Consider the following 12370-nt stretch of genomic DNA (forward strand, 5'->3'; position numbering starts at 1 on the left):
GGCGCGCTCCGTTAGCTGAAGAGGTCGAGGCGGTTGCGGATCTTGAGCAGCCGCAGCGCGCTGAGGCTGACGGCGACGAGCAGGATCATGCCCTGGAACAGCGGCTGCCAGAGCGGGTCGAGATCGAGCACGAACAGGAGGTCGCCGATGGTGCGCAGCGCGAAGGCGCCGAAAATCGAGCCGATGGCGCTGCCATAGCCGCCCATCAGCGAGGTGCCGCCGATGACCACCGCCGCGATGGAGTTCAGCGTATAGGTGCCGCCGATGGAGGAGGACGCCTCGCCGGAATAGGTGACGAAGGTTAGCAGCAGCCCGGCGATGGCGGCGAGCAGGCCGGAAAGCGCATAGGTGACGATCTTCACCCGGGCGATCGGGATGCCGGACATGTAGGCCGCCGTCTCCGACGAGCCGATGGCGAGCGCGGCGCGTCCCGTCACCGAATTGCGGAAGGGCACCCAAACCAGCAGCACGACGGCCATCAACACGGCGAGCATGGCCGGGATGCCTCCGGGCAATTGGCCGGTGACGGCGTCGGCGAGGTCGGAATTGATGTCGCCGCCGGGGACGGGCCGCAGCCAGAGCGCGAGGCCGTAATAGATGGCGCCGGTCGCCAGGGTAGTGATGATCGGCTGCAGCCGGCCATAGACGATGATGAGGCCGTTCAGCAGGCCGCAGGCGAGGCCCGCGCCGAGCACCACGACGATGCCGAAGGCGGTTTGCAGCGGCCCGCCGACGACCAGCTCGGAGGCGAGGCAATTGGCCAGCACGAACACCATGCCGACGGAGAGATCGAGACCGGCGGTCAGGATCGGCAGCGTCTGCGCCATGGCGACGATCGCCAGCAGCACGCCTTTATTGGCGACGGTGGTCGCGACCGCCGCATTCAGCCCGGTCGCGTAGTTGGAGATGTAGACGAGGAACAGCGCCGCAAAGACCGCCGCCGCGAGCAGCGTGCCGCGATGTTCGAGAAGCTGGTAGCGCAAACGGCTCATAGCGAAGCCTCGCCTAGCAGAACGTCGCCCTGGTCGGCGGTGGAGATGTTCAGCGCGCTGGCGATCAGCGCGCGCTCGGTGATCTGGTCGCCTTCGAGCAGCCGCACGATCTGCCCGTCATAGAAGACGGCGACGCGGTCGCAGCAGCCGATCAGCTCGTAATAATCCGTAGAGTAGAGGATGATCGCCGCGCCCTCATCCGCAAGCCGCCGAAGAAGCTGATACAGTTCCTGCTTGGTGGCCACGTCGATGCCGCGCGTCGGATCGTTGAGCAGAATGATGCCGGGCTTGTTGAGCAGCCATTTGGCGATGACGACCTTCTGCTGGTTGCCGCCCGACAGCGTGCCGACCGCGTCGTCCGCCGCGCCCATGCGGATGCCCAGCAGCTTGACCATGTCGGCGACGGCGGCGTTTTCCGCGCGTGACGAAACGATGCCTGCAGTCGAGATCGAATCCAGCGCGGCGAAGGTGAGGTTGTCGCGCACCGACATCGGCAACATCAGCCCGTCGGTCTTGCGGTCTTCGGGGATGAGCGCGATGCCGATGCCACAGGCCTTTGCGGACTGCGGGCTCGCCAGCGTCACGGGGCGGCCCTCGACCAGCGTTTCGCCGCCGACGCCGCTCAGCGCGCCGAACAGCGCCAGCAGCATCTCCATCTGGCCCTGCCCGTCCAGCCCGCCGAGGCCCAGGATCTCGCCCGGCCGCACCGCGATCGAAACATCGCGCAGCGCGCTCTCCCAGGACAGGCCGCGCGTCTCCAGTGCCGGCTGGACGCCGCGCAGATCGCGCTTGGGCTTTGGCGGAAAGGCATGGCTGTATTCCCGCCCGATCATCATCTCGACGACCTCGGTATTGCTCTTCGTGCCGGCGGGGAAGGTCGCGACATGCTGGCCGTTGCGGAACACCGAGCAGTCATCGGCGAGTTCGGCGATCTCGCTCATGCGGTGCGAGATGTAGATGATGGCGAGCCCTTCCTCGCGCAGCCGCTTCAAAACCTTGAAGACGCGGGTCACATCGGCGGCGGTGAGCGCCGAGGTCGCTTCGTCGAGGATCAGCAGTTTCGGGTCGCGCGCCAGCGATTTGGCGATCTCCACCATCTGGCGGCGCGACAGCGGCAGGCTGGAGACCGGCGCGGACGGGTTGATGTCCTCCGCGCCTGCCCGTGCCAAAGCGTCCGCCGCGATGTGCCTTTGCGCACGCCCGTCGATAAAACCCCAGCGGCGCGGCGGATCGGTGATGCAGATATTGTCGGCAACGCTCAGATGCGGCATCAGCGACAATTCCTGGAAGATGCAGCCGATGCCGGCGGCGCTCGCCTCGCGCGGGGTGGCGAAGACGACCTCCTCGCCGCCGAGCAGCATCCGCCCGGCATCGCGCTGGACGACGCCGGCGATGATCTTGATGAGGGTCGACTTGCCCGCGCCGTTCTCGCCGAGCAGCGCGTGGATGCGTCCGCTCCGGCAGGCGAAATCCACATTGGAGAGCGCCTGGACACCGCCGAACCGCTTTGACACGCCGATCGTCTCAAGGACCGGCCCGCTGACCGCCTGCATGAAGCGCGCCCCCAAAATGGCTGAGCAAGAGCCGAAGGAGACGGGCGCCAGAGCGCCCGCCCGCATCATTAATTGTTGGCTTCGTTCTTCGACATGATCTCGACGTCGGTCAGATTCACGCCGCAGGCCGGGTAGGAGTTGCCGACGAAGAAATTATCGCCGAGCGCCGGGTAGTAATTGACGTTCTCCTTCAGGCCGGCGGCATCGACATAGGGGATCGGCACGGAAATCATCTGCGGCAGCGTCTCGCCCTTCAGCGCGGAGATGGCGGTCTTGATGGCGATCGAGACCAGCGCCGGGGATTGCGTCGCGGAGGAGCAGAGCAGCCCGTCCTTGGCGTGCTGGGCGCAGAGCTTGCGGAAGCCGTTCTCGCCCTCGCCCGAGACCGGGATGAAGGGGTGTTTGGCGTCGATGAAGGCGCGCACCGCGCCGGTGGTGCCACCCTGCACATACATGCCGTCGAACTTCTTATGCACGGCGATGGCGTCGGCGACGACCTTCTGCGCGGTGCCGTCGTCCCAATTGCCGACCACCTCGACGACCTCGAACTTGCCGCCCTCGGCCAGCACCTTGCGGAAACCTTCATGCCGGTCGCGGTCGACGGAATTGCCGGGCAGGCCGCGCACTTCGAGCAGCTTGCCGGTCTTGGACGGGATGTTCTTGACCAGCCAGTCGCCCATCAGCCGGCCCATTTCGTGCTGGTCCTCATTGACCATCAGCACTTCTTCCGAATCCACGACGTTGTCGAACGGCACGATCACGACGCCCGCCTTGTTGGCGCGCTTGATGACCGGGGTGAAGGCCTTCGGGTTCACCGCGATGGTGACGATGGCGTCATAGCCCTGGTTTATGAAATTATCGATGGCGGCGATCTGGGCGGCGACGTCGGTGCCGGTCGAGACCACCTTGAACTCGGCGATGTCTTCCTTGATGCCCTTCTGCTCGGCGAAGGCCTTGGCGGTCTTGATCATCTGGATGCGCCAGGTGTTGCCGACGAAGCCGTTGGCGAGGGCGATCTTATAGGGGCCCTTCTTGGCCGGCCATTTGAAGTAGCTGGTCTTGGCGTCCCAGGGCTTGAAGCATTCCGGCGAGGCGCCGGGGCCTTTCACGGTCTCGGGACCGGCATAGGCGGCGGTAGTGGACAAAAAGACAGCCGCCATTGCGGCAGCGAGATGCTTCCGGCGCAACATGAGGAACCTCCCATCGTGCTTCTTCCCAGGCACCGCCCGATCTTAACGTCGGGCTCACCTAAAATATTAGTATGTCGATTGCTTATGATAGTCAATCCAAGGCGGTTGTATTGCTTGTGATTATGGCAGCTCTAGCCGTTCTGACCGGAAATTAACCATTTTTGTCTTTGCCCGATTAAGTAGCATTTCGCGCTTGGCGGGAACATCGCTCGGCGATGCTCGCGATTTCCGACGCCGGCCAGAATTTTACTGCGAGCCGCTAGCGCGTTGTTTCTTCTCCGCGAACGGCACGCGGTTGCGGGACCGCATCAATCAGGCTACGAAATCGCAAAGCATTTACTGGGGAGAATAGGCGATGGTGGCAGCGGATTGGGTGGCGAAGGCGGACCGGTATGAGAACATGCCCTACCGGCGCTGCGGGCGAAGCGGCCTGCAGCTCCCGGCGATCTCGCTCGGCCTGTGGCATAATTTCGGCGGCATCTCGACCCATGAGAACGCCCGCGCCATGATCCGGCGCGCCTTCGACCTCGGCATCACCCATTTCGATCTCGCCAACAATTACGGCCCGCCGCCCGGCTCCGCCGAGGAGAATTTCGGCCGCATCCTGAAGACCGATCTCGCCGGCCACCGCGACGAGCTGATCGTTTCCACCAAGGCGGGCTATCTGATGTGGCCCGGACCCTACGGCACCTACGGCTCGCGCAAATCGCTGCTGGCGAGCCTCGACCAGAGCCTGAAGCGGATGCAGCTCGACTATGTCGACATCTTTTATTCGCACCGGCTGGACCCCGAGACGCCGCTCGAGGAAACCATGGGCGCGCTCGACAGCGCGGTGCGGCAAGGCAAGGCGCTCTATGTCGGCATCTCCTCCTACTCGGCGCGCAAGACCGCCGAAGCGGCCGAAATGCTGCGCGGCCTCGGCACGCCCTGCCTGATTCACCAGCCGTCCTATTCCATGTTCAATCGCTGGATCGAGACGGGGCTCACGGATGTGCTGGGCCAGGAAGGCATCGGCTGCATTGCCTTCTCGCCGCTCGCGCAAGGGCTGCTCACCGACAAATATCTCGGCGGCGTGCCGAGCGGATCGCGGGCCTCGGACGAGACCAGCGCCTTCAACCGGAATTTCCTTACCGAGGAAACGCTCGAAAAGGTGCGCGGCCTGAATGCCATCGCGCAGAAGCGCGGCCAGAGTCTGGCGCAGATGGCGCTCGCCTGGGTGCTGCGCGATCCGCGCGTGACGAGCGCCCTGATCGGCTCCAGCAGCCCGGCGCAGATCGAGAACAGCGTCGCGGCGCTGAACAATCTCGCCTTCACGCCGGAGGAGCTGGCCGAAATCGACCGCTACGCCACCGATAGCGGCATCGACCTCTGGTCCAAATCAAGCTCGATCGCGTGAGGCCGAGCGGCGGCGGGACACGGATTTGAGCGCCGGTTCCGCCCGCTTCGGCGGAGCGATCGAGGCCCGCTCGATCAGCGGGCATTCCAGCTTGGTCGGCCGGAACCGCCCTGCCCGGCTGCGCGCCAGCGACAGCGCCGTCTCGACCGCCCAGCGCCCCATCTCCCGATGCGGCAGCACCAGCGTCGTCAGCGGCGGCGTCAGGTGCCGCGCGATCTCCTCGTCGTCATAGCCGATGACGGAGACATCGCCGGGAATGGCGAGGCCGCGCTCCTTCAGCGCCTCGTAGCAGCCCACCGCCATGCGGTCATTGGCGCAGAAGATCGCGGTCGGCGGATGCGGCAGGTCCATCAGCACATTGGTCTGCTCATAGCCCGCGCTGGTCTGCCAATTGCCGACCCGGACGAGATCGGGATCGAAGGGAATGTCGGCCGTCGCCAGCGCGTGCCGGTAGCCTTTCAGCCGCTCCTTGCCGGCATCCATCCACATCTCGCCGGTGATATGAGCGATGCGGCGATGGCCGGAGGCGATCAGCAGGTTGGTCGCCCGGTGGCCGCCCGCGACTTCGCCGGGAAGGATCACCGGGAAGGCGTGCCCGTCCGCATAGCAATTGAGCAGCACGACCGGGATCTCGGCCTCGTGCAGGAGGTCGGGGATGACGACCTGCCGGGTCATGATGGTGGCGTAGATGATGGCGTCGACGCCGTTGCCAAGCGCGGCCTGGATGGTCAGCGGCTCCATCTCGGCGTCGTTGAAGGTCTGGAAGGCGCAGACGATATGGCCTGACTCCCAGGCCGCCTCGCGCGCGCCGTCGATGGCGACGACCGCTTCGGGGCTCGTTGCGATGCGGTCGAAGATGATGGCGATCTGCGCGCTGCGGGCGACGGGCGCGGTGCGGCTCTTCTGTGGCCGGTAGCCGAGCTCCTCGATCGCCGACAGCACGCGGCTGCGCGTCTCCGTCGAGATCTTGATGCTCGGCGTGTTGTTGAGCACGACCGAGACCGTCGATTGCGAGCAGCCGGCCGCCCGCGCCACATCCGTCATCGTGACGCGGCGGCCGTGCTGGCGCTCGCCGGCGATCTCGCCGCCGCCGATCTCCTGCGAAGGGCCGTCTGCGTCGTTCCAGGCAATATCGGCGTCGTCCATGCGAGATGTCTCATCTTCCAAGCGAGGCTTGCAGCGGCCCCGCTTACTCGTTGGTCCGGCTGGCGCGCAGGCGGTCGAACAGCACGGCGATTATGATGAAGCTGCCAACGAAAGTCCCCTGCCAAAATGTACTTATGCCGAGCAGAATCAGGCTGTTGCGGATGACTTCGATCAGCGCCGCGCCGACGATCGCGCCGAAGGCCGTACCGACGCCGCCGGCCAGATTGGCCCCGCCGATCACCGCCGCCGCGATGACGTTCAGCTCCATGCCCTGCCCCAGATTGGTCGTCACCCCGCCCAGCCAGCCGACCTCCAGAATGCCGGTGATTCCCGCCGTCAGCGCCGCGAACATATAGACTAAGATTTTCACGCGCTTGACCGGAATGCCCGTCAGTGTCGCAGCGTGCTCATTGCCGCCGACGGCGAAGATATGGCGGCCGAGCCGCGTCCAGCGGAAGGCAAGGCCGGTCAGGATACCGAGAATGGCGAGCGCAAAGACCGGATGCGGAATGCCGAAAGTCGAGCCGCCGCCGAGCGCCAGCAGCAGCTCATGGTCGGGGCCGAACTGGTAGACCATCTTATTGTCCGACAACACCATCGCCAGGCTGCGCGCCACGGACAGCGTGCCGAGCGTCACCACGAAGGGTGGCACGCCGATATAGGCGATCATCAGCCCGTTGAAGAGGCCGACCGCCAGCGACCCGGCAAGCGCCAAGGGGATCGCCAGCCAGATCGAGCCGCCGCCCGCCATGGTCATGCCGGTGATCATCGCCGACAGCACCACGACGGAGCCGACCGACAGGTCGATGCCGCCGGTGATGATGACGGCGGTCATGCCGAGCGCGATGATGCCGACGAAGGCAAAATTCCGCGTCACGTTGAAGATGTTGCGCTCGGTGGCAAAAGTGTCGGTGGCGAGCGTCAGCGCGATGCAGGCGGCCACCGCCGCCATGAAGACCCAGAATGTGTGACGGCTCAAGATCCAGCTCAGCGGCGTGGCGTGGACCTGCCTGGAGATCGTTTCCTCGAGAGTGATGGCCATTCGGCTTGCCTTTATCGCTGTGCGGGCTGGGTCATGCGGTGGTGATGGCGCCGGTGATGAGACCGGTGATCTCTTCGGGCGAGCTTTTGGCGGTCGGCTTGTCCGCCACCTTCTCCCCGCGCCGGAGCACGACGACACGGTCGGCGACCGCGAAGACGTCAGGCATGCGGTGGCTGACGAGAGCCACCGCGATGCCGTGATCGCGCAGCCGCCGGATCAAACTCAGCACCTCCTCGACCTGCCGGATGGAGATGGCGGCGGTCGGCTCGTCCATCAGCACGATGCGCGCGTCCGACAGGCGCGTGCGGGCGATGGCGACCGCCTGCCGCTGGCCGCCGGACATGCGCCGCACCAGATCGCGCGGGCGGGTCTCCGATTTCAGCTCGGCGAAGAGCTTTCCGGCGCGCTCATACATGGTCTTGTAGTCGAGGATGCGGATCGGGCCGAAGCTGCGCATCAGCTCGCGGCCGAGAAAGACATTGGCGGCGGCGGTGAGGTTGTCGCACAAGGCGAGCTCCTGGTAGACGATCTCGATCCCCGCGGCCCGCGCATCGGACGGGCGGTGGAACGACACCTGCCGGTCGGCGATGCTGAGCGTGCCCTTGGTGGGCGGGAAATTCCCGGCGACGATTTTGACGAGGGTGGATTTGCCCGCGCCATTGTCCCCCATCAGCCCGACGACCTCACCCGGCTCGATCTTCAGCGACACGTCCGACAGCGCCTGAATGGCGCCGAAACTCTTGGAAACTCCTTGCAATTCCAGAACCGTCATAGAGCATTTTCCCTTCCTCCCGGATGCCGTTGCCGACATTAATTTTTCTAATAATTATTAGTCGAGCATGCCCGGCGGTCAATCACACATTAGCAGACACAGCCTAAGGTTGTGAACGTGACAAGCTTATGCAACCCATTTTGTTGTATACAGCATACCCGTTGTTCTACCCGTTTTCAGCAAAGCTGTCGCGGAAGCCCAATAATTCCGCCGATACCACCCCTCCGAAATAACTAATGGAACTTTACAGATATTAGTGCTTAATATCCAGCAGGGAGGGCGCCCATGCTCATGCTGATCACGGGACCGACGGGCAAGGTGGGGCAAACCCTCATCGCGAAAGCGCTCGCCGACCCGCGCTTGCCCGGCCTGCAGATCCGCGCCCTCTGCCATAACCGTCCGATTGCCGTCTCGTCCGACCGCGTTTCGACCGTGCGCGGCTCGATCGCCTCGCGGGAGGTGGTGCGCGAGGCGATGCGCGGCGTCACCCATGTCGTCCATCTCGCCACGTGCAAGGAAACGCCGGACGACATCATGGACGTCACGGTTAAGGGTCTGTTCTGGCTGCTCGAGGAGATGCGCGAGAGCCGCGCGGCGCGCCAGTTCATCCTGGTCGGCGGCGATGCGGCGGTCGGCCATTTCCACGTCGCCCATGCCGCGCCGGTGACGGAGGCCACGCCGCACCACGCCTATCCCGGCTGCTACGCGCTCTCGAAGGTGCTCGAAGAGGCGATGCTCGCCCAATATTACCTGCAATATGATCTGAACGGCTGCTGCCTGCGGGCGCCCTGGATCATGGAGAAGGACGATTTCCGCTACACGCTGTCCTTCGGCGAGGATGTTTTCGGCGCGCCGGTCTGGAAGGATCTGGTGCCCGCCAATGACGCCGCGCGCTACCGCGAGGACGGCACCGTGCCATGCCTGCATGATGCGGACGGGCGCCCGCTGAAGCGCAATTTCGTGCATGTCGACGATCTCGTCGACGCGATCATCGCGGCGGTCGATCACCCTCGCGCGCGCCAGCAGCTTTTCAACATCGCCATGACCCGCCCCATCGATTACGGCGAGGTCGCCGATTATCTGGCAGCGACGCGCGGGCTGAAATCCGTGCCGATCCATAGCGCGCTGCACAGCAACTGGCTCGACAACAGCAAGGCCCGGTTCCTGCTCGACTGGGAGCCGGCCTATGACATGGAAAATCTCATCGAAGCGGCCTGGAGCTTCGAGCGCTCGTCTCAGGACCGGCGCAAGGTCTGGTATCCGGGCTGAATCGGGAGGTCATGAAGGGTGGAGTAGCACGCATCCAGCAATAAGAGTGGGAGGAAGCCTAATGAAAAACACAACGACAGCAATCATGGTCGCCGCAACATGCCTCGCCTTGTCGGCGGCGGCCGCCGGCGCGCAGGACAAAAAGACCCTGGCCATCGTGGTGAAAGGCCTCGACAATCCGTTTTTCGAGCAGATCAATCAGGGCTGCCAGAAATGGAAAAAGGAGAACGCCGCCTCGCCCTATACCTGCCTTTATACCGGACCGGCGTCGACGACCGACGAAGCCGGCGAGGTCCAGATCGTCGATGACCTCCTGACCAAGGGCGTCTCCGCCATCGCCATCTCGCCGTCCAATGCGCCCGCAATGGGCAACATCCTCAAGAAGCGCGCGCCGACCATCCCGGTGATGACCATCGACGCGGATTTGCTGAAGGAAGACGCCAAGCTCCGCCAGACCTATCTCGGCACCGACAATTATCTGATGGGCGTCAAGATGGCCGAGCACACCAAGAAGCTGAAGCCCGCCGGCGGCACCGTCTGCCTGCAGATGGGCAATACGGCGGCCGACAACATCAACCAGCGCGCCGCAGGCTATCGCGACACCATCGCCGGCAAGAAGGGCACCGATCGCCTGACCGGCCAGGGCGGCTGGACGGAAGTCTCCGGCTGCCCGGTCTACACCAACGACCAGCCCGACCTTGCCAACCAGCAGATGGCCGACACCTTCACGGCCAATCCCAATCTCGGCGCCTTCATCCTGCTCGGCGGCTGGGCGCAGTTCGCCCCGCAAGCCTATGCCCAGGTCACTGATCAGGTCATGCCGAAGCTGAAAAGCAAGGATCTCATCATCGTCGCCGGTGACACATTGCCGCCGCAGATCGAAGCGCTGAAGGCCGGGCGCAGCCATGCCCAGATCGGCCAGCGCCCGTTCGAGATGGGCTACAAGGCCCCGACCGTGATGATTCAGCTCTTGGAAAAGAAGCCGGTCGAAGACCCGGTCTATACCGGCCTCGACGAGTGCACGGCCGAAAACGTGGCGACCTGTCTGGCCAAATAGCCGGGCGATTGCCATGCTAGGGAGCGGCCGCCCCAGGGGGCCGCTTCCAGACATCGCCGGCCGGTTGCAGCCCTATCCAGCCTGCCGGCGGTGGACACGCAATGACATGGAGCAGAACGACAAATGCCAAGAGATCGATACGCCCGTTACCCAAGTCTGCAACACCGCCCCGTACTCATTACCGGCGGAGCGACCGGCATCGGCGCGTCGCTGGTCCGGGCCTTTGCCGACCAGGGCGCCAAGGTCGGCTTCCTGGATCTTGAAGCCGAGGCCGGACAGGCGCTCGCCGAAGAGCTGACGGCGCAAGGCCAGCGGGTGCTGTTCGAGCGCTGCGACGTCACCGACATCCCTGCCCTGCGCAAGGCCATCGCCGATCTGGAGGCGAGGAACGGCCCCACTTTGGTGCTCGCCAACAATGTCGCCAACGACACCAGGCACAAATGGGAAGACGTCACGCCCGACTATTGGGACCAGCGCGTCGCGGTTAATTTGCGGCCGCATTTCTTCGCCATTCAGGCCGTCGCGCCGGGCATGATCGCGGCCAAGCAAGGCTCAATCGTCAATTTCGGCTCGGTGTCCTGGCGGCTGAAGCAGGGCGGCATGCCCGGCTATACCGCCTCCAAGGCCGCCATCTACGGCCTGACCCGGGGCTTTGCAACCGATCTCGGCAAGCACGGCATCCGCGTCAACACGTTGGAGCCCGGCTGGGTGATGACGGAGCGCCAGCTCAAGCTTTGGGTCACGCCGCAGGCAGAAGCGGAGATCGAAGCGGGGCAAGCCCTGAGCGGGCGCGTCCAGCCCGACGATCTCGCCCGCGCCTGCCTGTTCCTGGCATCCGATGACAGCAAGATGATCTCGGCCACGGTGCTGACGGTCGATGGCGGCTGGACCTGAGACTAGACCGGTTCGCCGGCAACAACGCCAAAACAGCCTTTAAAAATATGGGAGGACGCATGAAACGCCTATTGATCAGCAGCTTGGCCGTCGCCGCCGCATTGAGTGTCGGCGCCGCCAATGCCCAGGAGAAGAAAAGCCTCGCCTTCGTCGTCAACGGCGCCTCGGATTTTTGGAAGATCGCCGAAGCCGGTGTGAAGAAGGCCCAGAGCGAATTGCCGAAATACGAGCTTTCGCTGAAATATCCCGAGCAGTCCGCCGCCGCCATCCAGCAGCGGCTGATGGACGATCTGGTGGCGGCGGGAACCGATGCCATCATGGTCAGCGCCGTCGATCCGAAGACCTCGACCGAAGCCCTTGACCGCATCGCTAAACAGGTGCCGCTGTTCACGACAGACAGCGACGCCCCCAATTCCAAGCGCCTCGCCTATATCGGCTCGTCCAATGTCGAGCTCGGCAAGGATGCGGGCGGCCTGATCAAGAAGGCGCTGCCCAATGGCGGCAAATGTGTCGGCTTCGTCGGTTTGCCCGGCGCCGACAATGCCCGCGAGCGCATCGAGGGCATCAAAGCGGCGCTGGCCGGTTCGAAGGTCGAACTGGTCGACGTGCGCGGCGACGACATCGACCAGACCCGCGCCAAGCGCAATGTCGAGGACACGCTGGCAAAGAGCCCCAACATCGACTGCATGGTCGGCATCTATTCCTACAACACGCCGCGCATCTACGAGGTGCTGAAGGAAGCCGGCCAGCTCGGCAAGATCAAGATCATCGGCTTCGACGAAGACCCGATCACGCTGGGCGGCGTCAAGGAAGGCACCATTTCCGGCACCGTCGTGCAGAACCCCTATGAATGGGGCTACAAGGGCATGAAGCTGATGGCCGCTTATCTCGAGGGCGACAAATCGGGCATTCCCGCCAACGGCCTCATCATCGTGCCGGGCCAGGTGATCGAGAAGTCGAATGTCGACAAGTTCGAGTCCGAGCTGAAGTCGCGGATCGCAGGCAAATAAGCCTGCCCGTCCAGGCCGGCGCGGCCCCAATCCGCGCCGGCCTGCGTTC

General features: G+C 64.4%; 11 protein-coding genes. 5 read left to right on the plus strand and 6 right to left on the minus strand.

What is annotated here, in order from left to right; translation table 11 throughout:
• Positions 1 to 11: 11 nt before the first annotated feature.
• The 3 genes from BLEFHOIH_RS00665 to BLEFHOIH_RS00675 form a co-directional block, all read right to left on the minus strand.
• Positions 12 to 992, minus strand: a complete 981-nt coding sequence (locus BLEFHOIH_RS00665; protein WP_088342560.1) for an ABC transporter permease — start codon at positions 990 to 992, stop codon at positions 12 to 14.
• Positions 989 to 2545, minus strand: a complete 1557-nt coding sequence (locus tag BLEFHOIH_RS00670) for a sugar ABC transporter ATP-binding protein (protein WP_088342648.1) — start codon at positions 2543 to 2545, stop codon at positions 989 to 991. Before BLEFHOIH_RS00670 ends, BLEFHOIH_RS00665 begins: the two co-directional genes overlap by 4 nt.
• A gap of 68 nt (positions 2546 to 2613) precedes the next feature.
• Complete coding sequence (locus BLEFHOIH_RS00675; protein ID WP_088342561.1) at positions 2614 to 3735, minus strand: sugar ABC transporter substrate-binding protein; 1122 nt, start codon at positions 3733 to 3735, stop codon at positions 2614 to 2616.
• 355 nt (positions 3736 to 4090) lie between these two features.
• Here BLEFHOIH_RS00675 and mgrA point away from each other — a divergent pair, with 355 nt between their 5' ends.
• Positions 4091 to 5131: an L-glyceraldehyde 3-phosphate reductase gene (mgrA, locus tag BLEFHOIH_RS00680; RefSeq protein WP_088342562.1), complete on the plus strand. Its 1041-nt coding sequence runs from the start codon at positions 4091 to 4093 to the stop codon at positions 5129 to 5131.
• Here the strand turns inward: mgrA and BLEFHOIH_RS00685 are convergent.
• From BLEFHOIH_RS00685 to BLEFHOIH_RS00695, 3 genes are read right to left on the minus strand one after another with little or no spacing between them, the layout of a single operon-like run.
• The gene (locus tag BLEFHOIH_RS00685) at positions 5114 to 6277 is read right to left on the minus strand and encodes a LacI family DNA-binding transcriptional regulator (protein WP_245296809.1); all 1164 of its coding nucleotides are present in this window, start codon (positions 6275 to 6277) and stop codon (positions 5114 to 5116) included. The genes mgrA and BLEFHOIH_RS00685 overlap by 18 nt on opposite strands.
• A 43-nt stretch (positions 6278 to 6320) precedes the next feature.
• Positions 6321 to 7319 (minus strand): ABC transporter permease, encoded by a 999-nt coding sequence (locus BLEFHOIH_RS00690; protein WP_088342563.1) that lies wholly within the window; start codon positions 7317 to 7319, stop codon positions 6321 to 6323.
• A gap of 31 nt (positions 7320 to 7350) precedes the next feature.
• Positions 7351 to 8091, minus strand: coding sequence for an ATP-binding cassette domain-containing protein (locus tag BLEFHOIH_RS00695; protein ID WP_088342564.1), 741 nt, complete (start codon positions 8089 to 8091; stop codon positions 7351 to 7353).
• A 285-nt stretch (positions 8092 to 8376) separates the two neighbouring features.
• On the opposite strand from BLEFHOIH_RS00695, the gene BLEFHOIH_RS00700 reads away from it, so the two are divergent.
• The 4 genes from BLEFHOIH_RS00700 (at position 8377) to BLEFHOIH_RS00715 (ending at position 12321) form a co-directional block, all read left to right on the plus strand.
• Positions 8377 to 9360 carry an NAD(P)-dependent oxidoreductase gene (locus tag BLEFHOIH_RS00700; protein ID WP_088342565.1) on the plus strand — a complete coding sequence of 328 codons (984 nt, stop codon included), beginning with the start codon at positions 8377 to 8379 and terminating at the stop codon, positions 9358 to 9360.
• Between the two features lie 61 nt (positions 9361 to 9421).
• Positions 9422 to 10417, plus strand: a complete 996-nt coding sequence (locus tag BLEFHOIH_RS00705) for a sugar-binding protein (protein WP_088342566.1) — start codon at positions 9422 to 9424, stop codon at positions 10415 to 10417.
• Positions 10418 to 10540: 123 nt separating this feature from the next.
• Positions 10541 to 11311 (plus strand): SDR family NAD(P)-dependent oxidoreductase, encoded by a 771-nt coding sequence (locus BLEFHOIH_RS00710; protein ID WP_088342567.1) that lies wholly within the window; start codon positions 10541 to 10543, stop codon positions 11309 to 11311.
• Positions 11312 to 11370: 59 nt separating this feature from the next.
• A complete protein-coding gene (locus BLEFHOIH_RS00715; protein ID WP_088342568.1) occupies positions 11371 to 12321 on the plus strand; it encodes a sugar-binding protein in 951 nt (316 codons plus the stop codon).
• Positions 12322 to 12370 lie beyond the last annotated feature (49 nt).

The organism is Rhodomicrobium sp. R_RK_3 (assembly GCF_002198715.1).
Classification (GTDB): domain Bacteria; phylum Pseudomonadota; class Alphaproteobacteria; order Rhizobiales; family Rhodomicrobiaceae; genus R-RK-3.